At 66.5% G+C, this 25,923-nt stretch carries 21 protein-coding genes; 13 read left to right on the plus strand and 8 right to left on the minus strand.

Annotated features, from left to right (window positions below; translation table 11 throughout):
* Positions 1-15: 15 nt before the first annotated feature.
* The gene (locus ACPJW8_RS06460; protein ID WP_330186981.1) at positions 16-822 is read left to right on the plus strand and encodes a MetQ/NlpA family ABC transporter substrate-binding protein; all 807 of its coding nucleotides are present in this window, start codon (positions 16-18) and stop codon (positions 820-822) included.
* Positions 823-844: 22 nt separating this feature from the next.
* On the opposite strand, the gene ACPJW8_RS06465 is transcribed toward ACPJW8_RS06460, so the two are convergent.
* Genes ACPJW8_RS06465 through ACPJW8_RS06475 form a run of 3 tightly spaced genes read right to left on the minus strand, consistent with a single transcriptional unit; the run spans position 845 to position 3,098 of the window.
* Positions 845-1,969 carry an Rv2578c family radical SAM protein gene (locus tag ACPJW8_RS06465; protein ID WP_330186982.1) on the minus strand — a complete coding sequence of 375 codons (1,125 nt, stop codon included), beginning with the start codon at positions 1,967-1,969 and terminating at the stop codon, positions 845-847.
* 32 nt (positions 1,970-2,001) lie between these two features.
* Positions 2,002-2,643: an SIMPL domain-containing protein gene (locus tag ACPJW8_RS06470; RefSeq protein ID WP_330186983.1), complete on the minus strand. Its 642-nt coding sequence runs from the start codon at positions 2,641-2,643 to the stop codon at positions 2,002-2,004.
* Positions 2,616-3,098 (minus strand): hypothetical protein, encoded by a 483-nt coding sequence (locus ACPJW8_RS06475; protein WP_330186984.1) that lies wholly within the window; start codon positions 3,096-3,098, stop codon positions 2,616-2,618. The genes ACPJW8_RS06470 and ACPJW8_RS06475 overlap by 28 nt, the downstream gene beginning before the upstream one ends.
* Positions 3,099-3,246: 148 nt before the next feature.
* On the opposite strand from ACPJW8_RS06475, the gene pheS reads away from it, so the two are divergent.
* From pheS to ACPJW8_RS06490, 3 genes are read left to right on the plus strand one after another with little or no spacing between them, the layout of a single operon-like run.
* Positions 3,247-4,308, plus strand: a complete 1,062-nt coding sequence (pheS, locus tag ACPJW8_RS06480; RefSeq protein ID WP_330186985.1) for a phenylalanine--tRNA ligase subunit alpha — start codon at positions 3,247-3,249, stop codon at positions 4,306-4,308.
* A 2-nt stretch (positions 4,309-4,310) separates the two neighbouring features.
* Positions 4,311-6,869, plus strand: a complete 2,559-nt coding sequence (pheT, locus tag ACPJW8_RS06485) for a phenylalanine--tRNA ligase subunit beta (protein WP_330186986.1) — start codon at positions 4,311-4,313, stop codon at positions 6,867-6,869.
* A 49-nt stretch (positions 6,870-6,918) separates the two neighbouring features.
* The gene (locus tag ACPJW8_RS06490; RefSeq protein ID WP_330186987.1) at positions 6,919-7,563 is read left to right on the plus strand and encodes a 4'-phosphopantetheinyl transferase family protein; all 645 of its coding nucleotides are present in this window, start codon (positions 6,919-6,921) and stop codon (positions 7,561-7,563) included.
* 21 nt (positions 7,564-7,584) lie between these two features.
* Here ACPJW8_RS06490 and ACPJW8_RS06495 read toward each other — a convergent pair whose 3' ends face one another.
* From ACPJW8_RS06495 to ACPJW8_RS06505, 3 genes are all read right to left on the minus strand, one after another.
* On the minus strand, positions 7,585-8,985 hold the full coding sequence (locus ACPJW8_RS06495) for a M1 family metallopeptidase (RefSeq protein WP_330186988.1): 1,401 nt from the start codon (positions 8,983-8,985) through the stop codon (positions 7,585-7,587).
* A 7-nt stretch (positions 8,986-8,992) separates the two neighbouring features.
* Positions 8,993-12,940: a Pls/PosA family non-ribosomal peptide synthetase gene (locus tag ACPJW8_RS06500; protein WP_330186989.1), complete on the minus strand. Its 3,948-nt coding sequence runs from the start codon at positions 12,938-12,940 to the stop codon at positions 8,993-8,995.
* A gap of 128 nt (positions 12,941-13,068) precedes the next feature.
* Complete coding sequence (locus tag ACPJW8_RS06505) at positions 13,069-14,046, minus strand: quinone oxidoreductase (RefSeq protein WP_330186990.1); 978 nt, start codon at positions 14,044-14,046, stop codon at positions 13,069-13,071.
* A gap of 158 nt (positions 14,047-14,204) precedes the next feature.
* On the opposite strand from ACPJW8_RS06505, the gene argC reads away from it, so the two are divergent.
* From argC to ACPJW8_RS06550, 9 genes are all read left to right on the plus strand, one after another.
* Positions 14,205-15,236: an N-acetyl-gamma-glutamyl-phosphate reductase gene (gene argC / locus ACPJW8_RS06510; protein WP_330186991.1), complete on the plus strand. Its 1,032-nt coding sequence runs from the start codon at positions 14,205-14,207 to the stop codon at positions 15,234-15,236.
* The gene (argJ, locus tag ACPJW8_RS06515) at positions 15,233-16,399 is read left to right on the plus strand and encodes a bifunctional glutamate N-acetyltransferase/amino-acid acetyltransferase ArgJ (protein ID WP_330186992.1); all 1,167 of its coding nucleotides are present in this window, start codon (positions 15,233-15,235) and stop codon (positions 16,397-16,399) included. Before argC ends, argJ begins: the two co-directional genes overlap by 4 nt.
* Before the next feature lie 29 nt (positions 16,400-16,428).
* Positions 16,429-17,388 (plus strand): acetylglutamate kinase, encoded by a 960-nt coding sequence (gene argB / locus ACPJW8_RS06520; RefSeq protein WP_330186993.1) that lies wholly within the window; start codon positions 16,429-16,431, stop codon positions 17,386-17,388.
* Positions 17,389-17,440: 52 nt separating this feature from the next.
* Positions 17,441-18,700, plus strand: a complete 1,260-nt coding sequence (locus ACPJW8_RS06525) for an acetylornithine transaminase (protein WP_425256463.1) — start codon at positions 17,441-17,443, stop codon at positions 18,698-18,700.
* Positions 18,697-19,701, plus strand: a complete 1,005-nt coding sequence (gene argF, locus ACPJW8_RS06530; RefSeq protein ID WP_330186995.1) for an ornithine carbamoyltransferase — start codon at positions 18,697-18,699, stop codon at positions 19,699-19,701. The genes ACPJW8_RS06525 and argF overlap by 4 nt, the downstream gene beginning before the upstream one ends.
* Positions 19,702-20,232 carry an arginine repressor gene (locus ACPJW8_RS06535; protein WP_330186996.1) on the plus strand — a complete coding sequence of 177 codons (531 nt, stop codon included), beginning with the start codon at positions 19,702-19,704 and terminating at the stop codon, positions 20,230-20,232. It begins immediately after the preceding gene.
* Between the two features lie 75 nt (positions 20,233-20,307).
* The gene (locus ACPJW8_RS06540) at positions 20,308-21,513 is read left to right on the plus strand and encodes an argininosuccinate synthase (protein WP_330186997.1); all 1,206 of its coding nucleotides are present in this window, start codon (positions 20,308-20,310) and stop codon (positions 21,511-21,513) included.
* Positions 21,514-21,515: 2 nt separating this feature from the next.
* Positions 21,516-22,931: an argininosuccinate lyase gene (argH, locus tag ACPJW8_RS06545; protein ID WP_330186998.1), complete on the plus strand. Its 1,416-nt coding sequence runs from the start codon at positions 21,516-21,518 to the stop codon at positions 22,929-22,931.
* Positions 22,932-23,033: 102 nt separating this feature from the next.
* The gene (locus ACPJW8_RS06550) at positions 23,034-23,795 is read left to right on the plus strand and encodes a maleylpyruvate isomerase family mycothiol-dependent enzyme (RefSeq protein WP_330186999.1); all 762 of its coding nucleotides are present in this window, start codon (positions 23,034-23,036) and stop codon (positions 23,793-23,795) included.
* A gap of 75 nt (positions 23,796-23,870) precedes the next feature.
* Here ACPJW8_RS06550 and ACPJW8_RS06555 read toward each other — a convergent pair whose 3' ends face one another.
* Together ACPJW8_RS06555 and ACPJW8_RS06560 are read right to left on the minus strand one after the other, a co-directional pair.
* Positions 23,871-24,365: a methylated-DNA--[protein]-cysteine S-methyltransferase gene (locus ACPJW8_RS06555; RefSeq protein WP_330187000.1), complete on the minus strand. Its 495-nt coding sequence runs from the start codon at positions 24,363-24,365 to the stop codon at positions 23,871-23,873.
* Positions 24,362-25,888, minus strand: coding sequence for a DNA-3-methyladenine glycosylase 2 family protein (locus ACPJW8_RS06560; RefSeq protein WP_330194142.1), 1,527 nt, complete (start codon positions 25,886-25,888; stop codon positions 24,362-24,364). Before ACPJW8_RS06560 ends, ACPJW8_RS06555 begins: the two co-directional genes overlap by 4 nt.
* Positions 25,889-25,923: the final 35 nt, after the last annotated feature.

Genomic DNA, 25,923 nt, shown 5'->3' on the forward strand with positions numbered 1-25,923 from the left:
CGTGAAAGAGATCCAATGACCCGTACATATGTCCTTAAGGCTGCCGCCGCGGGAATCGCCGCCATCCTGTCGCTGACCGCCTGTGGCGGAGGTTCCGGTTCGGCTGACGCCGCCAACACCATCAAGGTAGGCGCGCTGGCAGTTCCTGCTGGCGACATGCTCAAGCACGTCCAGCGGGAGCTCGCAGAGAAGGAAGGCCTGACCGTCGAGTACAAGGAGTTCAGCGACTACAACACGCCGAACCCCGCCGTCACGGACGGTGACATCGACGCCAACCTCTTCCAGAACACCACGTTCCTCGAAACCTACAACAAGGCCGCCGGGCAGGACCTGGTCAGCGTAGGCAAGGTCTACCTGCCGCCCATGGCCTTGTACTCCAACACCATTGCCGGTCTGGAGGACCTCCCGGATGGTGCCAGTGTGGCCATCCCGAACGATCCGACGAACGAGTCACGCGCGCTCAAGCTCCTGGCCTCAGAAGGGCTGATCGAGGTGACGGAGAACCCGATTACGCTCAAGGACGTCACGGCCAACCCGAAGAACCTTGAATTCACCGAGATCGAAAACGCCAGCCTGCCGCAGGCCCTCAACGACAAGGACGCGGCGATCGTCACCCTGGCCTTTGCTTTGCCTGCAGGGCTGAGCGCTGACAAGCAGCTGCTGGTGGAAGGCAAGGACAGTGCGTACTACAACGTCCTTGCGGTAAAGGCCGAGCACAAGGACGATCCGCGGGTGCAGAAGCTGTACAAGATCCTGACCTCGCAGGAGATGAAGGACTTCCTGCAGGATGAGTACAAGGGACTGGTTATCCCGGCAGGCTAGGGCTTGACCCGGGGAACTGACCCTAGAAAAGGGTGGGCTGTTGACGCAGCCCGTGGACGGCCGGCGGGGAGCTCCCCGCCGGCCGTCCTGCTTTGGCTGGCAAGGTGTGTCCGCTGGGCGCAGGCCCGGCCATGCTGCCGGCTGGATACTGGGCTTCTTCCTCCCGGGGATCATCCTCAAGATTGCGGTGGCTGAAACCCGAACCGGAACCCGAGAAACCGTGCCGGGCCTTGAAGTAGCGCACCTTTCCGGCAAGCCAGGACCGGTACTCCTTCGAAGCGTAGGAGCCTGTGCCGTAGAGACGCCGGTACTTGCCGGCCAGCGCCGGGTGGTTGGCGGCAATCCACTGCATAAACCATTCCCGTGTTCCCGGCTTCAGGTAAAGCGCCCCGGCGGTGACACCCGTGGCACCGGCGGCCGCCAGGGACGCGAACAGGGCATCGAGTGCTTCATCGCTGTCCGAAAGCCACGGCAGGATGGGCATGGCCATCACGCCGCAGGGCAGCCCGGCATCGCGCAGCCGTGAAACAAGCTTCAGGCGGGCCCGGGGGCCGGGAGTTCCGGGTTCCACTGCTTCGGAGAGTGCCTCGTCCGTCATGGCCAGGGAAATGCCGATGCCTACCGGGACCTGGGCTGCGGCTTTTTTGAGGAGCGGAATGTCCCTGGCAAGGAGTGTGCCCTTGGTGAGGATGGACAGGGGAGTGCCGGAATCGGCCAGGGCGTTGATGATGCCCGGCATCAGCTTGTAGCGGCCTTCGGCACGCTGGTACGGGTCCGTGTTGGTTCCCAGGGCCACCTGGTGGCGGCCCCACGATGGCCGCGCAAGTTCCTTCCGCAGCACCTCCGCGGCGTTCACCTTTACCACCACCTGGCTGTCGAAATCCAGGCCGGCATCGAAGTCCAGGTAGGTGTGGCTTTTCCGGGCGAAGCAGTAAACGCAGGCGTGGCTGCAGCCGCGGTACGGGTTGATGGTCCACTCGAACGGCATGCGGGAACCGGCAACCACCTTGTTGAGCACCGATTTGGCGGTGACCTCGTGGAAGGTGATGCCGGCAAACTCAGGTGTGGTGACGGAACGGACCAGGCCGGCAAGCGGGATGAGTGGCGGCGTGGAGGTTTCCTGTAGCGCTTGTGCATCCCATCTCATGCCCCTAATTCGAATATATGTTCGAACTTAAGTCAAGCACCCGGATAGGCAAGTTGCCACGTCACTGTCAGCGCGCAACTGGCTGCCGTGGTGCCTGCTTCAACGGGAACGGACTCAACGGCGGCGGCACGCCGCACGCCGGACATTGGCACCACGTTCCCTGACGGCGGGTGTTCGGCAACCGCCTCCACCCTGCCCAGGGTGGCACCTGCCAGGCTTGCCAGCTGGGTGGCGGCAGCTTCGGCGTCGTGCCATGCCTTTTCCCTGGCCTGAGCCATAACTGCCGCTTCATCAGCAAACCCCGGGACCATCCCGTTCAGGCGGACATCGTTGCCGCCGGCTTCAACGGCGTGGGCAATAACCTGCGAGGCGTCAGGCATTCCCAGGCGGACGCCCAAGGCAGAAGAGGCTACGTAGCCGGTGACAACCTGCCCTTCGCCCTCGCGCCACGTTACGTCGGCCCGGACGTTGATGCCGGTGGTGGAGATGTTCCGGTCCGGCACGCCGTCGCTGCGCAGTCTGCCGGTGACGGCCCGCACCGCACTGCCCAGGCCCTCATAGGCTGCCGCGACATCCTGTCTTCGGGACTCCACCGCCAGTGAGAGGGTGAGCAGTTCAGGCACCGCTTCGGCTGTTCCCGTTCCGGTCACTGTGACGGTGTTCGTTTTTTCCATGGCGTCCTCCATCGGGATTCGAGCAGCGGATATCCACCGGCCTGGAGCCCGGCGTGGCGTTCAAAGGCATTGGCCGAACCGGGGTTGCCCGTCCTCAGCATGGACCAGGCTGCCGCAGCAAAGTACAGCGGCAGGAAAGGCAGCCCCAGGAAGGCTGCATACTGGCTTGCGTGGCGCTCCTCGTGGTGCAGGAGGATCGGGTCCGCCAGCCGGGGATCGGGGGTGGTGCCTGTTCCGCGCGTGCGGAAGATGACAACGTTGCCCACGGTGAAGGCGCCCGCCACCGGTAAGGGCCACCGGTAGCCCGCAGCCAGCAAGAGGCCGCGCGGGCCGGGGACCACCGCCAGTCCGGCCGCTGAAGCCAGCAGGATTCCCAACGCCGTACTCCCGTTGAGGAGGTTCGCCGCCTGCCGGATTCGCTGGCCCCGCGTCAACGGGATCTTCGCCGCTGTCATGGGGACATCGTAGCTGGCGGCTTCTACTAGACTGGACGCTAGTGGCCGCCGGATTCCGGCGCGCCTGGACCATGTTGTCCCGCGGGCGAGCCGGTGGTTGCTGCCGGTCTCCAGCGGGCGCCGCCAAACTCGTAGCTAAGAACAGTAGATGACTGAAACTCTGCCGGGCGCAGACGCCCCGAACCCCCTGGACGAAGCCGCCATTACCGCCGCCGTCGGCCGCGCGCTGGAGGCCATCGCCGCCACCACCTCGCTGGATGACCTCAAGGCCGTACGGCTGGCCCACACCGGGGAGAAGTCGCCGTTGAGCCTGGCAAACCGGGAAATCGGCAAGCTGTCCAAGGAAGACAAGGCCGCCGCAGGCAAGCTCATGGGAGCATCGCGCGGCCGCGTGAACCAGGCCCTGGCTGCCCGTTCCACCGAGCTCGAGGCGGAGAACGACGCCCGCATCCTCGTCGAGGAAACAGTGGATGTCACGGCCGCGCAGCGCCGCCGCCGCGCCGGAGCCCGCCACCCGCTGTCCACGCTGCAGGACCGCGTCTGCGACATCTTCGTGGGCATGGGCTGGGAAATCGCCGAAGGCCCCGAGGTCGAATCGGAGTGGTTCAACTTCGACGCCCTGAACTTCAAACCGGACCACCCGGCCCGCGAAATGCAGGACACCTTCTTCGTGGAGCCCCCGGAAGCCCACCTGGTGATGCGCACCCACACCTCGCCCGTCCAGGTCCGGTCCATGCTGGAACGCGAAGTGCCCATCTACGTGCTGTGCCCGGGCAAGGTGTTCCGTACTGACGAGCTCGACGCAACGCACACCCCCGTGTTCCACCAGTTCGAGGGCCTGGCCATCGACAAAAACCTGAACATGGCTGACCTCCTGGGCACGCTGGAGCACTTCACGCGCCAGATGTTCGGTGACGACGCCAAGGTCCGCCTGCGCCCCAACTACTTCCCGTTCACCGAGCCTTCCGCGGAGCTGGACATCTGGCACCCCGGTGCCAAGGGCGGCCCGCGCTGGATCGAGTGGGGCGGTTGCGGCATGGTCAATGCCAACGTGCTCCGCGCCGCCGGGATCGATCCGGACGTCTATTCAGGTTTTGCCTTCGGCATGGGCATCGAGCGCGCCCTGATGTTCCGCAATGAAGTGGGGGACATGCGCGACATGATCGAGGGCGATGTACGTTTCAGCGAGCACTTCGGGATGGAGATCTAACAGTGCGTATCCCACTTTCCTGGCTGCGTGAATTCGCGCAGGTACCGGCCGGAGCAACGGCCGAAGATGTTATGGCGGACCTGGTCAAGGTCGGTTTTGAAGAAGAGGACGTCCACCGTCCCGCGGACACCCTGAGCGGTCCGATTGTGGTGGGCCAGGTGCTGAGCCTGGTCAAGGAACCCCAGTCCAACGGCAAGACCATCAACTGGTGCCAGGTCCGGGTTGTCCCCGAAGGGCAGCCACAGACCCTCACCGGGGACGGCATAGACCCCTCCGGTGTGCAGGGCATCATTTGCGGAGCCCACAACTTCGTGGAGGGGGACAAAGTCGTTGTCACCCTGCCCGGCGCCGTCCTGCCCGGTGACTTCCGCATCTCGGCCCGCAAGACGTACGGACACCTGTCCGCAGGCATGATCGCCTCCGTCCGCGAGCTGGGTATCGGGGAGGACCATGACGGCATCCTGGTGCTGTCCCGGATCGGGCTGGATCCTGAAATCGGCACCGACGCGATGGAGCTGCTGGGCCTGTACGATCAGGCTGCGGAAATCAATGTCACTCCGGACCGTGGATATGCCTTCTCCATCCGCGGTGTGGCACGCGAGTATGCCCACGCCACCGGTACCCCGTTCGTGGACCCGGCCTCGAAGGTCACACTGCCTGCCTCGCTCAAAGCCGGCTATCCGGTGAAGATCAACGACGCCGCCCCCATCTACGGCAAGCCCGGATGCGACCGTTTCGTGGCCCGCACCGTCACCGGCGTGGATGCAACCCGGCCTACCCCCGCCTGGATGTCCTCCCGGCTGCGGCTGGCCGGCATCCGTTCCATCTCCTTGCCCGTGGACATCTCCAACTACGTGATGCTTGAACTGGGCCAGCCGCTGCACTTCTACGACCAGGACAAGCTGTCCGGCGAGATCGTGGTGCGCCGCGCCGTCGCCGGTGAAAAGCTCACCACGCTGGACGGCAAGGACCGCGCGCTCGACGCCGGAGACCTCCTGATCACTGACGCTTCGGGCCCGATCGGCGTTGCCGGCGTTATGGGCGGCGCAGCGACGGAGGTGACGGATTCGACGTCGACGGTCCTGATCGAGGCTGCGCACTTCGAAGAGGTCTCGATTGCCCGTTCACGGCGCCGCCACAAGCTGCCCTCCGAAGCGTCCAAGCGCTTCGAACGCGGCGTTGACTGGCACATTGCGGACGTCGCCGCCCAGCGTGCGGTTGACCTGCTGGTGGAGCTGGCCGGCGGTACCGCTGAGGAAACCGGAACTGATGTTGGGACTGCACCTGACGCCGTCGTGATTGATCTTCCTGCCGGATATGCGGCGGCCCGGATCGGCATCGACTTCACCGAAGAGCAGATCACCACTGCGCTGGAGGATCTCGGAGGAACCGTTGAGAAGGTGGGGGAGACTGCCGCAGGCGCCTCCTACCGGGTGACGTCACCGAGTTGGCGCAACGACCTCGAGACCAAGGACGACCTCACCGAGGAAATCGTGCGGCTGGTTGGTTACGACCAGATTCCGGCCACCCTGCCGGTAGCTCCTCCTGGCCGTGGCCTGACCCGCGCCCAGCAGCAGAAACGCCGTCTGGTCCAGGCCCTGGCGGACGCCGGGCTGACCGAAGTGCTGTCCTACCCGTTCGTGTCCAAGGCGGCAAACGACACCTTCGGCACGCCTGAACAGGGCGCAGAACGCAGTGCGCTTAAGCTGGCCAACCCGATCAGCGAGGAGCAGGGCTACCTTCGCACGTCCATCCTGCCCGGCCTGTTCGAGGTGGCCCGCCGCAACCAGTCCCGCGGGTTCCGGGACCTCGCGCTCTTCGAAACCGGTTCCGTTTTCCTCCCCGAAGGAACGCTGGGAACGTCCTCCATTCCTCCTCTGGGCGCCCGGCCCTCGGATGAGGTACTTGACGGACTGTACGACGGCGTCCCGCACCAGCCGCTGCACGTCGCCGCGCTGTTCACCGGCAACGATTCGCCCGCTGCCGCGGCCCACACGCCGCGTCCCTGGGACTGGGCAGATGCCCTGGACATTGCCCGGCTTGCCGGGGACGTCCTGGGCGTTGAACTGGTGGTCAGCCAGGGCGCCCACCAGGCCTTCCACCCCGGCCGTACCGCGCAGCTTTCACTCCGCTCCGGTGAGGTGGTGGGTTACGCCGGCGAGCTGCACCCGAAGCTGCTCGCGGCTCACGACATGCCCGCCAGGAGCGTGGCACTGGAGCTGGATGCCGAGCTGATCTTCGGCGCCGCTGCGGACGTCATCGTGGCCCGGCACATCTCCGGTTTCCCCGTGGCCACCCAGGACGTTGCCCTGGTGGTGCCGCAGGAGATCCCGGCTGCCGAGGTTCTGGCCGCGCTGCGCGAAGGCGCCGGTGAACTGCTGGAGGACGTTGCACTGTTCGACGTCTACTCGGGCAAGGGCATCCCCGAGGGCAGCAAGTCGCTGGCCTTCGGTCTGCGCTTCCGGGCGGATGACCGCACGCTGACGGCAGACGAGGCCTCGGCTGCGCGTGAAGCTGCCGTTGCGCTGGCCGCTGAGCGGTTCGGCGCCGTCCAGCGGTAGTCCCCGGGCTGCAATCACCTTCACCAGGACAGCAGGAGGCGCGGAAGCTATGTCATCAGACGTGGTCTTCCGCGCCTTTGCTGTTGGCGATGTTCCCGGGCAGGAGCCTGTCCGGCTGGATCCCGCCGAAGAGCGGCGAGCCGTTGCCATGGCGCCGGCTGTGGCACGGCGCTTCCGTGCCGGACGGATGGCCCTTCGCGGTTTCGCTGGTGCGCTGCTGGACGTTCCGCCGTCGGAGTTAACTGCTGACTATTGCTGCCCGCAGTGCGGACTTGACGCGGACCTTGCCCACGGCCGGCCCGGGTACTCCCTGCACGGCAGGCCTCTTCCGCTGCTGCTTAGCTTGGCCCGCGCCGGTGACTGGATCCTGCTGGCCGGTATGCGGGTGCCTGCTGCGGGGCTGCGCCTGGGCGTGGACATCGAAGATCCCGCGGACGTCGGATTCCCCGGCTTTGACAGGACCGCCCTGACCGCTGCCGAAGCCGCTACGGTAGGCCGCACACGGGAGCGGCTCCGGAACGCAGCCCGGGCAAGGTTGTGGGCACGTAAGGAAGCCTGGCTGAAAATGGAGGGCGGCGGCCTGCGGACCGCACCTGTCGCCGTCGACGTTCTGTCCTTGCCGGGGCTGCGGGACCTTGTCCCGGAGGAAACGGGACTGCCGCCGCACCTGGCCTCCGCCATGGCACTGGGCTAGCGATGGTCCGGCGGATTGCCGTCAGGCCCCGCCGAAGCCAGGCACTGGAAATTCCGGCAGCTTTTCCTCCAGCAGCCAGGGGTGCAGCAGCTGTTCGCAGTCCAGCCCCGTGGCGTGGTCTGCGGCAAGGATGAAGTCCGCGGTGGTCACAGAGCCATAGGCGTGGGTCCGCGTCCATTCATGCAGCAGCGCAAAGAACGCCACATCGCCGCTGCGGACCCGCAGGGCGTGCAGCGCCAGGGCACCACGTTTGTACACGCGGTCATCAAACATCAGTTCCGGGCCGGGATCGCCGATCATCAGGTCCTGGACGCCGTTGCTGAGCTTCCGCCAGGCAGCGTAGGCGCGGTCCTCAACGGACGGGCCACCGCTTTCCCCGGACCAGATCCACTCGGCGTAGCAGGCAAATCCCTCATGCAGCCAGATGTCGTGCCAGGAGGCCAGGGTCAGGGAGTTACCGAACCACTGGTGCGCCAGTTCGTGGGCAATCAGCCGTTGCGATTCCCAGTCCTGGCTCAGGTGGTTCCGGCCCAGGATGGACAGGGACTGAGCCTCGAGCGGGATCTCGAGATCGTCATCGGCCACCACCACCGTGTACTCCGGGAACGGGTAGGGGCCAAAGCAGCGCTCGAAGGTGCGCATCATGTCATCCTGGCGGGCCAGTCCCACCCGAGCCTGGGCGGCAAGTTCAGGGCTGACGGCCACGTTCTGGATCACCGGAGCCTGATCTGACGCTGCTGGTCCGGACTGCCCGACGGCGGCCACCAGCGGCATCAGCGCATACCGGCCGATCTGCACCGTGGCCAGGTAGGTGGCCATGGGTTCATGCTGCTCATAGGTCCACGTCTCACGGCTGGACTTGCGGGTCCGGGCAACCAGCCTGCCGTTGCTGACGGCGCGGTAGTTGTCGTCAGTGGTGATGCTGATCCGGAACCTGGACTTGTGGCGCGGGTGGTCGTTGCAGGGGAACCAGGACGGAGCCCCGTTTGGCTGACCGGCCACCAGCACGCCGTCGGTAAGTTCCTCCCAGCCCACCTCGCCCCAGAGTCCCCGGCGGGGCGCGGGATTTCCTTCATAGCGGATGTCCAGCGTGAAGTCCTCGTGAGCGGCCAACGGCTGGGCCGGGACAACCACCAGCTGGCCCGCGCGCTGGCTGAACCTGCTGGGTTTCCGGCCGTTGAACAGCACTTTCACGGCCCGCAGCCCGGTGAAGTCCAGGACGATTGCGGACGAGGCGCGCAGGGCCCTGGCGTGCAGCACAACTCGGGCGGTGAGCTTGTTGCTGGCCAGCCGGTAATCCAGGTCCAGGTCGTAGAGCCCGACGCGGTAGGCGTCTGTGCCCTGCTCCGGCATGTAGGGATCGGGCCACGGGTGCGCGTCTGGCATCGCCGTGGTGGAACCGGGGATGTGGGGGAAACTCATCGGGGCCTTAATCTTCGGGGGCGGGAAGGACTGGTCCCTTCCAGGGGCTGACCGGATTGCCCATCCAGTAGGTTCCGGCCGGGACGTGCTCGCCACGCATTACCAACGACGCCGGCCCTACCGTGCCGCCGCTTCCGATCGATGCCTGGGGGAGGATGACCCCGTGCGGACCCATGGTTGCGCCGTCTTCGAGGTGGACGGTATCCAGGTTCATGATCCTGTCATGGAACAGGTGTGTCTGGACAACGCAACCGCGGTTCACTGTTGAGTTCTTGCCCAGGGTCACCAGGTCCGCCTCAGGCAGCCAGTAGCTTTCACACCATGCGCCGCTGCCGATTTTGGCGCCGAGGGAGCGCAGCCACCAGACCAGGGCGGGCGTGCCTGCCGCGGCCCGGGCAAACCATGGTGCACTGACCATTTCAATGAAGGTGTCCACTACTTCGTTCCGCCAGATGAACTGGCTCCAGAGCGGATGCTCACCGGCACGGATGCGGCCCACCAGGAGCCACTTGGCCACTACGGCGCTGCCCGCGGCAACGCCGCCGGCCAAGAGCATGACGATGCCGCCCAGGGCCGCCGCGGCCCAATAACCTGCAGTTGCGGCGATGGCGTCAGCGGCCAGCATAACCCCGGCAGCAATGGCCACCGTGAGGACCACCGGAACGAACCGGCACAGTTCCCAGAGCGAACGTGCCACCTTCAGTTTGGTTGGCGGCTTGTAGGTGAGGCTGGAATCGGAAGCGACGGCGGTGCGGCGCAACCGGACTGGCGGGCTGCCCAACCATGAGCTGCCGGACTTGGCCTTGGTGGGGGTTGCGGACAGCACGGCAACCAGCGAGTTCTTGGGCACGTTGCGTCCGGCGGCTGTCATGCCGGAGTTGCCCAGGAAGGAGCGTTTGCCGATTTTGGCCGGCGCGATCTTCATCCAGCCGCCGCCCAGTTCGTAGGAAGCCACCATGGTGTCGTCAGCCAGGAACGCGCCGTCGCCCACGGTGGTCATCTTGGGAAGCAGCAGCACGGTGGAGGCCTCCACGTTCTTGCCGATCCTGGCGCCCAGCAGCCTCAGCCACACCGGCGTAAAGAGGCTGGCATAGATCGGGAACAACAGGTCCCGGGCCAGGTCCAGTACACGCTCAGTGGCCCAGACCTGCCATCCGATCCTGCTGCGCACCCGGTAGTACCCGGTGGCCAGCCCGATGCTGAGCAGGCGGGTGGTGCCCAGGACCAGCAGCATGTTCGCCAGGAACCAGACCAGGGCCGCCAGCGGCAGGGCAGCGAACACGCCGGGCAGCGCTGCGGCCAAGGAGCTGCTGCCACGGATGAACAGGAACACTACTGCGGCTGCTGCTGCGGCCGAAAGATAGGGGATCAGGGACAGGACGGCAGAGGCGGCCGCGAACGCGGAGAACCACAGCCGCTCTTTTGCCTTGCCAACAACTGGCGCATCCGGCCAGTCCCGCTTGGCCTTGCCGCGGCGCTCTGCCGGGGAACCGGCAACCGACTGCCCGGCCTTGACCTTGCCCAGCACCGCAGAACCCGCGTCCACACTGGCGCCGGCCCCGATGGACGCTCCGGGCATCAGTGTGCTCCGGGCGCCCACAGTGGCGCCGGCGCCAACATGCACGCGGCCGATGTGGACGTGGTCCCCGTCGATCCACCATCCGGAAAGGTCAACTTCCGGCTCGATGTTGGCTCCGTGGCCCAGGGACAGGAACCCGGTGACGGGCGGCAGCGAATGGAGCTGGACGTCGTTGCCGATCTTCGCGCCCAACGCGCGGGCATAGGAAGGAACCCACGGGGCGCTGGCCAGGCTCACGGCGCCGGCGAGGTCCTGGATCTGTTCCGCCAGCCACAACCGAAGATGGACCTTGCCGGACCTGGGATAGCGGCCGGGCACCACGTCCCGGAGGAGGATCCTGGCTGCCGCAATGGAAATGGCCATCCGGCCGGCAGGACTGACAAAAACCAGCCACGATGCGGCAAGCCACCACCAGGAGACGGTGGGTGCCTGGTGGAAACCCGCAAAGGCGGAGAGCAGGTTGTTTGCCACCATGAGGTAGGTCAGCCACCGCATCCCCACCAGGATGTGCAGCGGGATGCCCATCAGGGTCTGGAACAGCTGTGATTTGAAGGCCGTGGGCCGCACGGAACGCTGGGCGGCCGGGGCGGCGGTGACGCCGTCCGGGAGGGATTGGCGGGCGGTGTCAATCAGGGCACCCACCCGCGGCGTGGCGTAGATTTCGGCCACCGTGATGCTGGGATAGCGAACCCGCAGGGCGGAAACCAGCTGCGCCGCGGCCAGCGAACCGCCGCCGTACGCGAAGAAGTCGGCATCAAGGGTGGTGACGGGGCTGCCCAGGACGGAGGACCACCGCTCCACAATCCAGTGCGCGTCCTCGGGGAGGTTCAGGGGAGCGGCGTCGGCGTCGGCTGCGGCAGCACCCGCCAACGGCCAGGGAAGAGCGTGCCGGTCCACCTTGCCGCTTGTTTTGGTGGGCAGGGAATCCACAACAGCCAGCAGCGGGATCAGTGGCGCGGGAAGGCTTGCTGCCAGGAGCGCGCGTGCCTCGGTAAGGTCCAGGTGGGCCGTACCGGCGGGGGCAAGATAGCCCACCAGGATCTGGTTGCCCGCGGCCGTGGTCTGGACGGCGGCTGCCGCTCCGGCAACGTTGGGCAGGGACTGCAGTGCGGCGTCGATTTCACCCAGTTCAATACGGCGGCCACCAAGCTTGACCTGCTCATCCGCCCGGCCCATGAACACCAGGCCCTCGGCCTCGAACCGGACCAGGTCCCCGGACCGGTAGGCCCGTTCCCAGCCCAGGGAGGGCATCGGCGCGTATTTCTCCGCGTCCTTGGCGGGATCCAGGTAACGGGCCAGGCCCACCCCGCCAATGATCAGCTCGCCAATGGCCCCTTCGGCAACTGGAACGCCGTCGGAATCAACCACCGCAAGGTCCCAGCCATCCAGCGGAAGGCCGATCCGCACGGGGCCGGGACCGCCCAGCGGTGCCGCGCAGGCCACGACCGTGGCCTCAGTGGGGCCGTAGGTGTTCCAGACTTCGCGGCCTTCCACGGCCAGCCGTTCCGCGAGCTCCGGAGGGCAGGCTTCACCACCGAAAATCAGCAGCCGGACGTTTTCCAGGGATTCGGCGGGCCACAGCGCTGCAAGGGTGGGGACGGTGGAGACAACAGTGATGCCATGGTTGATCAGCCACGGCCCAAGGTCCATACCGGTACGGACCAGGGCCCGTGGCGCCGGTACCAGGCAGGCGCCATGCCGCCACGCCAGCCACATTTCCTCGCAGGAAGCGTCGAAGGCAACCGAGAGTCCGGCCAGGACCCGGTCCTGGGGACCCAGCGGATCGGAGCTCAGGAAGATTCTGGCTTCGGCGTCAACAAAGGCCGCCGCGGAACGGTGCTGGACGGCCACGCCTTTGGGCGTCCCCGTGGAGCCGGAGGTGAAGATCACCCAGGCGTCGTCGTCGGCCTTCGCCGTGCGCGGAGCCGGGAACGGCCGGGGCCGCTCCGCTGCCATGGTGATGCTCGACGCCGGGCCAACAACCGCTGCCACTTTTGCCTCGCCGAAGACCAGGCGTGCACGTTCCTCGGGGTCATCGGCGTCGACAGGAACATAGGCGGCGCCCACCAGGAGAATGGCCAGGATGGCGACGTAGAGTTCGTTGGTCCCTGAGGGGACACGGACGCCGATCTTGTCGCCGGCGCCAAGGCCGGCGTGGTGCAGGCGCCTTCCCATGGCGCGGACTTCGGCCAGCAGCTGGGAATAGCTCAGTGACGTGGTGCCGTCATCCAGCGCGGAGGCTTCCGGATTGGCCGCCGCTGTCTCTTCCAGGATGTCCACCAGGGTGCGCTGCGGGGGTGCAGCGCCGGCGCCGGGCAGCTGGGGCAGGTACACCTGGGGCCGGGGCGCGGTGGTGCCTGCGAGGTTCTCAATCACAGTCACAGTGTCCCGGTACTACATGAACAAAAGGTGTCGAAGTTTGCCTGATGGTCGTTGCCCGTTCCTGAGTTGTTAATATCCTGCTGGCCTTGTGGCCGCTTTTCGTCCGATATCCGAAGAAGCTATCAGGGACGTTCTCCGGGGAGCAGGATCAGTTTGCCGGTGGTGCGGCGGCCTTCCAAAGCGGCGTGCGCCTCGCCGGCCCGGGCCAGCGGATATTCCCCGCCGATGCGGACCTTGAGGCTGCCGTCTGCTGCGGCGTCGAAGATTTCCTTGGACCGCCAGCGCCGTTCCGTGGAGTTAAGCAGGTAGTGACCCAGGGCCGGGCGCGTCAGGAACACGCCACCGGCGGCATTGAGCCGCTGCGGATCCACCGGCGGGACCGGACCGGACGCCGCGCCGAACAGCACCAGCATCCCGCGGATGCGGAGGCTGGCCAGTGAATCATCAAAGGTGTTCTTTCCGACGCCGTCAAACACCACGTCCACGCCGGTGCCGTCCGTGAGCTCCCGGACTTTGTCCGCAAAGCCTTCGTAGCGGAGCACCTCATCTGCTCCGGCTTCGCGGGCAAGTTCAGCTTTTTCGTCGGTGGAAACTGTTGTGATCACCCGCGCACCACGGGACTTGAGCAGCTGGGTCAGCAGCATGCCTACGCCGCCGGCGCCGGCATGGGTGAGTACCGTCTGGCCGGGCTCCACCCGGAACGTGGAGTTCATGAGGTAATGCGCCGTCATGCCCTGTAGGGGCAGTGCTGCGGCGCTGCGGTCATCAAGGCCGTCGGGAACGGGAAGAGCCTTGGCCTCGTCCAGGACGGTGTGTCCGGAATAGCACGCGCTGCCCTCTGCCGTGGCCACGCGGTCGCCCACGGAAAAAGTGCTGACGCCCTCACCTACGGCTTCCACAGTGCCGGCCATTTCCGATCCCGGCGTGAAGGGGTAGGGGACCTTGTATACGCCGCTGCGCTGGTAGGTATCGATATAGTTCACGCCAATGGCGGCCACCTTGACCAACAGCTGCCCGGGGCCTGGAGCCGGTTGCTCTACGGAGGCGTATTCGAGGACCTCAGGTCCGCCGGCCTGCCGCGCAACAATTGCATGAGTCATGGAGTTCTCCTTCTCCGGCCGGGACTTTCCCCATCCGGACCCGTAAGCCATCATATTGAGAAGGCAGGCGCTGTCAGCTAATCGGCACATCACTACGTCACCGGGCGCCCTGCATAAATATCGGGACTCATGAATATTCTTGCTGTACAGTGGGAGCCATGACTATTTCAGTTGCCGTCTCCGGTGCCAGCGGTTACGCCGGCGGCGAGGTATTACGCCTTCTTGCCGGCCACCCTGACGTCACCATCGGAGCCATCACCGCCCACAGCAGCGCCGGATCCCGCCTCGGTGAAGTGCAGCCCCACCTGCACTCCCTGGCCAACCGCATCCTGGAAGAAACCACCGTGGAGAACCTGTCGGGGCACGACGTCGTGTTCCTGGCGCTTCCACACGGTGCCTCGGCCGAGCTGGCGGCGCAACTGCCCGGGGACACCCTGGTGATCGACGCCGGAGCGGACCACCGCCTGACCGATCCGATGGCGTGGGAGAAGTTCTACGGCTCGGCGCACGCAGGCAGCTGGCCGTACGGCCTCCCGGAACTGCCCGGACACCGTGAAAAACTGCGGGACGCCCGCCGGATCGCGGTGCCGGGCTGCTACCCCACGTCCTCCTTGCTGGCCTTGGCACCGGGGTTTGCCGCGGGGCTGCTGGAACCGGCCGACGTCGTGATTGTTTCTGCCTCCGGCACCTCCGGCGCGGGAAAAGCGGCGAAGGTCAACCTGATCGGTTCCGAAGTGATGGGTTCCATGAGCCCCTACGGCGTAGGCGGCGGGCACCGGCATACTCCGGAGATCGAGCAGGGTCTTTCCCTGGCCGCCGGTGAACAGGTGTCCGTATCGTTTACGCCCACCCTCGCCCCGATGAGCCGCGGCATCCTGAGCACGGCAACGGCGCGGGTAAAAGCCGGCACCACGGCCGGGCAGCTGCGCCAGGCCTGGGCCGATGCGTACGACGACGAACCCTTCGTTCACCTGCTGCCGGAAGGCCAGTGGCCGGCCACCAAGGCCGTGCAGGGTTCCAACCACGCAGCCATGCAGCTGGCGTACGACCAGCACACCGGACGCGTGATCGTGACGTGCGTGATCGACAATCTGACCAAGGGCACCGCCGGCGGAGCCGTGCAGTCCATGAACATTGCACTTGGCCTGCCGGAGACGGCCGGCCTTAACCTCCAGGGAGTTGCCCCGTGACCGTTACCGCCCCCCAGGGATTCAGGGCCGCCGGCGTCACCGCCGGCCTGAAGGCCTCCGGCAAGCCGGACCTTGCACTGATCGTCAATGACGGCCCCAGCAAGGCCGCTGCTGCCGTTTTCACCACCAACCGTGTGGCAGCGGCCCCCGTGCACTGGTCCCGCCAGGTGGTCTCGGACGGCCGTGTTGACGCGGTGATCCTGAACTCCGGCGGCGCCAACGCGTGCACCGGCCCGCAGGGCTTCCAGAACACCCACGCCACGGCAGAAAAAACTGCCGAGGTCCTGGGAATTTCCGCCACTGACGTTCTGGTGTGTTCCACCGGCCTGATCGGTGAGCAGCTGCCCATGGACAAGATCCTTCCGGGTGTTGAGGCCGCAGCGGCTGAACTGAACGTCGACGGCGGTGCTGCCGCCGCCACCGCGATCATGACCACCGACACCGTGCCCAAGGCGGCACTGTTCATCGGCACCGATTCCACTGGCGTGGAATTCTCCATCGGCGGTATCGCCAAGGGAGCCGGCATGCTGGCTCCCGGACTGGCCACCATGCTGGTGGTCCTCACCACCGACGCCGAGGTCCCCGCGGAACTGCTGGACGTCGCACTCCGTGATGCCACGCGCGTCACGTTCGGCCGGGCTGACTCAGACGGCTGCATGTCCACCAACGACACAGTGGTGCTGATGGCCTCGGGCGCTTCCGGCGCCGTGCCGTCCGCCACCGAACTCGGTGTTGGATTGACCTCGGTGTGCGCCGAACTGGCCCGCAAGCTGATCGGCGACGCCGAGGGCGCCAGCCACGACATCGCGATCCGCACCTTCAACGCCGCAAGCGAAGCCGACGCCGAAATCGTCAGCCGCGCCGTGGCCCGCTCCAACCTCTTCAAGGCCGCCATCTTCGGCAAGGATCCCAACTGGGGCCGCGTCCTGTCCGCAGTGGGAACCACGGACGCCGTCTTCGATCCGGACCAGTTGAACGTGGCAATGAACGGCGTCCAGATCTGCCGCAACGGCAGCATTGGCGATGACCGTTCCCTGGTGGACCTTGAACCCCGTGAAGTCCACGTCGAGATCGACCTCCAGGCCGGCGATGCCGAAGCCACCATCTGGACCAACGACCTCACCCACGACTACGTCCACGAAAACAGCGCATACTCCAGCTAGCCGTCTTCGGACCTTCCGGAAGAGACACGATGAACGCCCAAACCCGTGAGAACACCTCCATGCGCGACGCCCAGGCCAAAGCGGCAACGCTGATCGAGGCACTGCCCTGGATCCAGCGCTTTGCCGGCACCACCATGGTGATCAAATACGGCGGAAACGCCATGGTCAACGACGAACTCCGCCGCGCCTTCGCAGAGGACATCGTCTTCCTGCACCACGTTGGCATCCACCCCGTGGTGGTGCACGGCGGCGGTCCGCAGATCAACGCCATGCTGAGCCGGCTGGACATCGAATCCGAATTCAAGGGAGGCCTGCGCGTCACCACACCCGAAGCCATGGACGTGGTCCGGATGGTGCTGACCGGCCAGGTCGGCCGCGAACTGGTGGGCCTGATCAACTCGCACGGGCCGTACGCCGTGGGAATGTCCGGCGAAGACGGCGGGCTGCTGCGTGCCGTGCGCACCGGAACGGTGATCGACGGCGAGGAAGTGGACCTGGGCCTGGTAGGCGAAGTGGTTGGCGTCAACCCGGATGGCATCATGGACCTCCTGGCAGCCGGCCGGATTCCGGTGATCTCCACCGTCGCGCCGGAAATCGAAGGCGGAACGGACAACGCCGCAGGCAGCCACCAGACCACCGGCCAGGTGCTGAACGTCAATGCAGATACCGCCGCTGCAGCCCTCGCCGAGGCGCTGGGGGCGTCCAAGCTGGTGATCCTGACAGACGTCGAAGGCCTGTTCGCGAACTGGCCTGACCGGTCCTCGCTGATTTCTTCGATCTCCGCAACGGATCTGAAGGAGCTGCTGCCGACGCTGGAGTCCGGAATGATTCCCAAGATGGAAGCCTGCCTCAAGGCCGTCCAGGGCGGCGTGGAACGGGCACACATCGTGGACGGCCGGCTCGCCCACTCGATGCTCCTGGAAACTTTTACAACAGCGGGAATTGGCACGCAGGTCATCCCGGATGAGGGCGTGAACTACGGTGGTTGAGCCTGTGGAAACCCAGAACCCGGTGGTTGAGCTTGTCGAAACCCAGAACCCGGTGGTTGAGCTTGTCGAAACCCAGGGATCTCGACAGGCTCGATCACCGGAGGGCGCCACTACCGGCGCCGAGTGGCTGAGCCGCTATTCGTCGTCGCTGATGGGCGTTTTTGGTACCCCGCAGCGCGTCCTGGTCAGGGGCGCGGGCTGCCTCGTCTGGGATGCTGACGGCAACGAATACCTTGACCTGCTGGGCGGCATTGCCGTTAACGCGCTGGGTCACGCCCACCCGTTTGTGACGTCGGTGATTTCCAGCCAGCTGGCAACGCTGGGCCACGTGTCCAACTTCTTCACCAGCCCCACGCAGGTGGCCCTTGCGGAGAAGCTCCTGGAGGTGACGGGCGCTCCGGAGGGTTCGAAGGTCTTCTTCACCAACTCGGGCACCGAAGCCAACGAGGCTGCGTTCAAGCTGGCCCGCCGGAATTCAGCCGGGCCGGAGGGCCCCCGGACCCGGATCATCGCCCTCGAAGGTGCCTTCCACGGCCGGACCATGGGTGCGCTGGCGCTGACTGCCAAGGAAGCGTACCGGGCTCCCTTCGCACCGCTGCCCGGCGGTGTCACGCACATTCCCTTCGGAGACGTCGAAGCCCTGCGCGCCGCCGTCGACGGTTCAGTTGCCGCCGTATTCCTGGAACCCATCCAGGGCGAGGCGGGCGTGCGCCCGTTGTCGCCGGAGTACCTGCAGGCTGCCCGCCGGATCACGTCCGACGCCGGTGCCCTCCTCATCCTGGACGAGGTCCAGACGGGGATGGGCCGGACCGGCAAGTGGCTGGCCAGCGCCGAAGCGGGAATCGTTCCGGACGCCGTTACGCTTGCGAAGGGCCTGGGCGGGGGCTTCCCCATCGGTGCCATGATCACCTTCGGCGAGGCAACGTCGCAGCTGCTCGCCGCTGGCCAGCACGGCACCACGTTCGGCGGAAACCCCGTTGCAACGGCTGCCGCGCTGGCCACCCTGCACGTCCTGGAAACCCAGCAGGTCCTGCAGAACGCCATCACGGTGGGGGAGCACCTCCGGTCCGGACTGGCAGGGCTCGACGGCGTCACGGCAGTCCGCGGCGAAGGCCTGCTGATCGGCTTCGACCTTGACGCGGACGTGGCGCCGGCAGCGGTCACGGCGGGCCTCGCAGCAGGATTTATCTTCAACGCACCCGGGCCGCGCACCCTACGGCTGGCGCCGCCGCTGATTCTTACCATCGACCAAGCCAACACCTTCCTTGCCGCCTTCCCGGCAATCCTCCAGAACGCAAAGGATGCCCAGTGAGCACACCAGTCCGGCACTTCCTCAAGGACACCGACCTCAGCCCCGCGGAGCAGGCCGAGGTCCTTGACCTGGCCGTCCGCATGAAGGCTGCTCCCTACAGCGTGCAGCCCTACGCAGCAGAGGGCAGCGGCCGCAAGACCGTGGCCGTGATCTTCGACAAAACCTCCACCCGCACCCGGGTTTCCTTCGCCACGGGTGTGGCGGACATGGGCGGCAGCGCGCTGATCATCAACCCGGGCGAATCCCAGATCGGCCACAAGGAATCAGTGGAAGACACCGCCAGGGTGCTGGAACGGATGGTCTCCACCATCGTCTGGCGGACCGGTGCGCACGCCGGGCTGGTTGCCATGGCGGAAAACTCCAGCGTGCCGGTCATCAACGCACTGTGCGATGACTACCACCCCTGCCAGCTCCTGGCAGACCTCCTGGCCGTCAAGGAACACAAGGGATCCCTGCAGGGCCTCACCATGAGCTACCTGGGTGATGCCGCCAACAACATGGCCAACTCCTACCTGCTGGCCGGCGTCACAGCGGGAATGCATGTCCGGATCGCCGGCCCCGAGGGCTACCTGCCCGCAGCGGAGATCGTCACCGCCGCAGAGGCCCGCGCAGCTGAAACCGGCGGTTCCGTCCTGATCACCACCGACGCCGCCGAGGCCCTCAAGGGTGCCGACGTCGTTGCCACGGACACGTGGGTGTCCATGGGACAGGAAGCGGAAAAGGAAGCCCGCCTGCAGTTGTTCCGCGAGTACTCAGTGGATGAGGAGGCCATGGCACGGGCTGCGGATGACGCCGTCGTGCTTCACTGCCTCCCCGCCTACCGCGGCTACGAAATTTCGGCTGGCGTGATCGACGGCCCGCAGTCCATCGTGTGGGACGAGGCCGAAAACCGCCTGCACGCCCAGAAGGCGCTGATGGCGTGGCTGATGCACCAATCGGGCCTGGCCGTTGTTGAGGGGCTGGCGCCCGTGGTTGCGGCTCCGGCGAGGGAGCGCGGCTAGGTGACCGTCCAGCCTCCGACGCCGGGCAGCAGTCCGGCCACCAAAACCGCCCGGCAGGCGCGGATCACCGCGATCTTGCGCGGCGAGAGCGTCCGCTCCCAGGCGGAGCTGGCCGCGCGGCTGGCTGACGACGGCGTTCAAGTCACCCAGGCCACCCTGTCCCGGGACCTCGTGGAAATCGGTGCTGTCCGGGTCCGGGGGAACGAAGGTGTGCTGGTTTACGCCGTTCCGGGCGAGGGCGGGGACCGTGCCGCCACCAGTGGAGTGGGCCAGGAAATCCTGGACGCCCGGCTGGAGAAGCTTTGCGGCGAGCTGCTGGTGACGGCGGAGGCCTCGGCCAACCTGGTGGTCCTGAGGACCCCTCCCGGCGCCGCCAACTTCCTGGCCCTTGCGATCGACCATTCGGTGATGCCCTCGATCCTGGGCACGATTGCCGGTGACGATACAGTGCTGCTGGTTTCCCGTGATCCGCAGGGCGGCGAAGCCCTGGCAGCCCGGTTCCTGGTGATGGCGGAATCGAACTCCAACTGACCGCAGTATGTATAAATACGCATAACGCTGTATAGTCATTCACAAATAAATGATCTGTCCCAAAGGAGAACTCTCGTGACTGAGCGCATTGTTCTGGCCTACTCCGGTGGCCTTGATACGTCCGTAGCAATTGGCTGGATCGGTGAAGCCACCGGCGCCGAGGTCATCGCCGTGGCAGTTGACGTCGGGCAGGGCGGCGAGTCCCTGGAGACCATCCGCCAGCGCGCCCTCGGCTGCGGCGCCGTCGAAGCCTACGTGGCTGACGCGTCGGACGAATTCGCCAACGAATACGCCATGCCCACCCTCAAGGCCAACGCGCTGTACCAGGGCCACTACCCGCTGGTCTCCGCCATTTCCCGCCCGGTGATCGTCAAGCACCTGGTCAAAGCCGCCCGCGAATTCGGCGCCACCACCGTGGCCCACGGCTGCACCGGCAAGGGCAACGACCAGGTCCGCTTCGAAGTGGGCATCCAGACCCTGGGCCCGGACCTGAAGTGCATCGCACCGGTCCGCGACCTCGCCCTCACCCGGGACAAGGCCATTGCCTTCGCCGAGGAAAAGGGACTGCCCATCGAGACCACCAAGAAGAACCCGTACTCGATCGACCAGAACGTCTGGGGACGCGCCGTCGAAACCGGGTACCTCGAGGACATCTGGAACGCCCCCACCAAGGACATCTACGACTACACGGCCACCCCGGAATTTCCCCCGGCACCGGACGAAGTCACCATCTCCTTCGAAGCCGGCGTGCCGGTAGCGATCGACGGCGTCCGCGTCACCCCGCTGCAGGCCATCAAGGAACTGAACCGCCGTGCCGGCGCCCAGGGCGTAGGCCGGATCGACGTCGTCGAGGACCGCCTGGTGGGTATCAAGTCCCGCGAAATCTACGAGGCACCGGGCGCCATGGCCCTGATCACCGCGCACAAGCACCTCGAGGACATCACCATCGAGCGCGAGCAGGCCCGCTTCAAGGCCACCGTTGGCCAGCGCTGGGCCGAGCTGGTCTACGACGGCCAGTGGTTCTCCCCGCTGAAGCGTTCACTGGACGCCTTCATCGAAGACACCCAGAAGTACGTTTCCGGCGACATCCGCATGGTGCTGCACGGCGGCCAGGCGATCGTGAACGGCCGCCGTTCGGACACCTCCCTGTACGACTTCGACCTCGCCACCTACGACACCGGCGACACCTTCGATCAGTCCATGGCCAAGGGCTTCATCGAGCTGTGGGGTATGTCCGCCAAGGTTGCCTCCGGCCGCGACATCCGCGTCCAGGGCCAGTAATCATGGCTCACGGAACGAATGCGGGCGCCCTGTGGGGCGGGCGTTTCCAGGGCGGACCGGCTGACGCGCTGGCTGCACTGAGCAAGTCCACGCACTTCGACTGGCGCTTGGCCCTGTACGACATCGCCGGGTCCAAGGCCCACGCCCGGGTCCTGCGCACCGCGGGATTGCTGGACGACAACGAGCTGGCGGAAATGCTTGAGGCCCTGGAACAGCTCGAAGCCGATGTGAAGTCCGGTGCCTACCGGCCCGCAGTTTACGACGAGGACGTGCACGGTTCCCTCGAACGCGGGCTGCTGACGCGCGCGGGCACCATCCTGGGCGGAAAACTCCGTGCCGGCCGTTCCCGCAACGACCAGATTGCCACGTTGGGGCGCATGTACCTCCGGGACCACGCACGAATCGTGGCGGCCGGTGTCCTGTCAGTGGTAGATGCGCTGGTGGAGCAGGCGAAGGCCCACCAGGGCGTGGCCATGCCAGGCCGCACGCACCTGCAGCACGCGCAGCCGGTCCTGCTGAGCCATCACTTGCTGGCCCATGCCTGGGCACTGCTGCGCGATGTGCAGCGGCTCCAGGACTGGGACAAGCGCGCCGGCGTTTCGCCGTACGGTTCGGGTGCCCTGGCCGGTTCTTCGCTGGGCCTGGATCCCGAGGCCGTCGCCGCTGACCTGGGCTTCTTCTCCGCCACCCACAACTCGATTGACGGCACCGCATCGCGCGATGTCTTCGCCGAGTTTGCGTGGGTAGCGGCCATGATCGGCGTTGACCTTTCCCGGATCTCCGAAGAAGTCATCCTCTGGGCCACCAAGGAATTCTCCTTCGTCACGCTGCACGATTCGTACTCCACGGGGTCCTCGATCATGCCGCAGAAGAAGAACCCCGACGTCGCCGAACTTGCCCGAGGCAAGGCCGGCCGGCTGATCGGCAACCTTACGGGGCTCCTGGCCACGCTCAAGGGCCTGCCGTTGGCGTACAACCGGGACCTGCAGGAGGACAAGGAGCCGGTGTTCGACGCCGCCGACACCCTTGAGCTGCTGCTGCCCGCGGTGTCCGGCATGATCGCCACCCTGAAGTTCAACACTGAGCGCATGGAGTCGCTGGCTCCGCAGGGTTTTGCCCTGGCCACCGACATCGCCGAATGGCTGGTCCGGCAGGGCGTTCCGTTCCGGGAAGCCCACGAGCTTTCCGGTGCGGCCGTCAAGCAGGCCGAGAGCCGCGGCGTGGAACTGTGGGATCTGACGGATGAGGAATACGCGGCGATCTCCGCTCACCTGACGCCGGAGGTCCGCACGGTCCTGTCCACGGAGGGTTCGCTCAACAGTCGCAACTCCCAGGGCGGAACCGCGCCGGCCGCCGTCGAACGCCAGCTTGCCTCCCTGGAGGCCGAACTGGCAGAGGCGCGCAGCTTCGCCAACTAGGTCTCGACAGGCTCGACCACCGGTTGCCGGTGGTCGAGCCTGTCGAGCCGGTGGTCGAGCCTGTCGAGACCAGAAACCCGAGACCCGGTTAGTATGAGCGCCATGACTTCCCCTGCACCGGATGCCCTGCTCGCCGAACTGCACAAGGCCGCAGGTATCGCCGCCGATACTGCCGCCTCGTTCACCGACCAGGACATAGCCGCCCCGTCAACGCTGCCCGGATGGACCCGAGGCCACGTTTTGGCCCACTTGGCAGGCATCAGCAACGCCATGGCCCGCCAGCTTGAATTTGCTGCGCGTGACCAAGCCATCGAACTGTACGACGGCGGCTTCGAGGGCCGTACCAAGGCCATCGACATGGCGGCGGGGCACTCCGCGGCCCAGCACCAGGCAGACCTCCAGGAAGCCCTGCGCCGGGCCCTGCACAACTTCGACTCGCTGCCTGATGTCAAGGATTCCGCGGCCTACCGCACCGGCTGGTACGCGCCCATCAGCTACCGGAACGGCGTAGTGCTGGACGGCGGCCTGGCGCTGTGGCGTGAACTGGTGATCCACACATCAGACCTCGGCACCGGCCGGGGTCCCGAAACCTGGAGCCGGCAGTTCTGCGAGCACCTTTTTGACTTCCTGGCGGCCAGGATCCGCCCCGAGGACAGGGTGGTCCTGCAGCCGTTGGGCCTGCAGCCCGTGACCATTGGCGACGGCGGCCGCACCACCGTGGTCAATGGCATGCTCACGGACATCGCAGCGTGGCTCGCGGGCCGTGAACCGAGCCTGGGCAGCCTGAGGGCGCAGGCCGCGGCCGACGGCGTTGACCTCCCCGAGCTGCTGCCCTGGCCCGCAGGAGTTCAGGCGGCGAAGTAAGGGCCTCGACCAACGAACCGGTGGTCGAAGCGGTGGTCGAGCTTGTCGAGACCCGAGACCAGAGACCCAAGGCCCTCAGGCGGCCTCGCGGGCCAGCAGGCTTTCCTTCACGGTGAGCCCCCACCGGAATCCGCCCAGCGAGCCGTCCGTCCGGACAACGCGGTGGCAGGGCACGAACAGGGCTGCTGCGTTGAAGGCACACGCACTTGCTGCTGCCCGGACGGCTTTGGCGTTGCCCGCCAGGGCGGCGTACTCGGTGTAGGTAACGGGCCGGCCGGGCAGTACCGTGCGCAGGACGTCCCAGGCATGGCTGCGGAAGGGGCCTGATTTCTGCAGGACGGGCACCTGCATGGCGGGTGCGGGGTTGCCGGCATAGAACGCCTCGACGGCGTCGGAAATGGAGCCCAGCGAATCCACTTCCGCCACATCAACGGGAAGCAGGCTCGGGTGGATCTGCCCCGTGAGCTGCCCCGGTTCAGCAGTCCAACCGGAGGAAAGTACAAACCCGTCCCGGGCGATGATGGTGAAGGGGCCGTCGATGGTATCCATGGTGAGCAGTTGGGCAGTCATGGTGTCGCTTTCAGGGGTGAGGGAGTTGAAGGATTCGAGTGAGCCGAGGGTGACGGTTTTGTGGCCGCCGCCCTCCACAGGTGTATGGTGGCGTAGGAGCGCCAGGGGCTGAGTTCGAGGAAATCGGCGGAGCGGGCATCCCCGGGGCCGTCTTCGGGCGCCAGCCGCCGCACGCCGTTCCGTACGGCGGCGTCGTTGGCCAGGAAAATATCCGGGGAGCCCAGGATCCGCATGGCGGCGTAGCCAACGGTCCAGGGCCCGACGCCGGGGACCGGCAGGAGTTTTTCATGGAGGCCGGGAAGGTCATCGCCGTAGCCGAAGTCCAGTTCTCCGGATGCCATCCGTTCCGCTGCCGCAAGGAGGGAGTCGATCCTGCGCTGTGGCCCCCGGAGGAAATTTCGGCCGTTCGCGGCAATTTCCGCGGCTGTTGGAAACATCCTGTCCAGGCCGTCCGACGGCGTGTGGCTGGCACTGCCGGCCGCAGCCAGTTCGGTGAGTGCCGTCCTCGCGGCCGCGACAGTGATCTGCTGGCCGATCATGGCCCGGACCAGCAGCTCATGCGGATCTACGGCACCGGGCAGCCGGATTCCCGGGTACGCAGCCACGGAGGCCGCCAGCCGTGGATCAGCGGCCAGCACGTTGTCCACTGCGAGCGGATCGGCGTCGAGGTCGAACAACCGCCGCACCCGGCTGAGCAGTGCGGACAGGTCCCGAAGGTCCACCGCGTCGACCGTCAGCGTGAGTTTCGCCGGGGCACCCGGACGGGTTCCGCCGTCGTACTCCACATGGAAGGCGGCATCGCCGTGGGGGAGCCGCAGGGTCCGGCCGTAGCTGGTGGCGCTGCCGGTCTCAATGCCGGGAATCGCGCGGACGGCAAGGAAGGCGAAGACTCCGGGGTCGAACGGCTCGCGGACGGGGAGGTTCAGGGTCAGTGCAGTGCTGGCTGTCCCCGCGGGTGGCCGGTGATGGCGTGCCGTTGCGCGCAGGGCCGTGGGTGTCATGGCAAAGACCTCGCCGATGGTCTCGTTGAATTGCCTGACGCTGCTGAATCCGGCGGCGAAGGCAATGTCCACGATCTTCATCGGCGTTGAGACCAGGAGCGTGCGGGCGGTCTGGGCCCGGCTGGCCCGTGCCAGGGAGAGCGGGCCGGCACCGAGCTCCTGGCTCAGGATCCGGTTCAGCTGGCGGGCCGAATACCCCAGCCGGGAGGCCAGGCCTTCCACGCCGTCCCTGTTGATCACGCCGTCGTTGATCAGCCGCATGGCCCGCCCGGCGATGTCCTGGCGCACGTTCCACGCCGGCGTGCCCGGAACGGCTTCAGGCAGGCAGCGCTTGCACGCCCGGTAGCCGGCCTCATGCGCAGCGGCAGACGTTTCATAGAAGGTGACGTTCGCGGCTTTCGGCGTCCGCGCGGGGCAGGATGGGCGGCAATAGATACCTGTGCTGCGCACCGCGGTGAAGAACTGCCCGTCGAATCGGGTGTCCCGGGTATCGATTGCCCGGTAGCGCTGCCAGAAGTCCATGGACTCCATCCTGCCAGCCCGCGGGGAGTGCGGCT

Origin of the sequence: Pseudarthrobacter sp. J47 (assembly GCF_049810315.1) — a bacterium.
Taxonomy (GTDB): domain Bacteria; phylum Actinomycetota; class Actinomycetes; order Actinomycetales; family Micrococcaceae; genus Arthrobacter.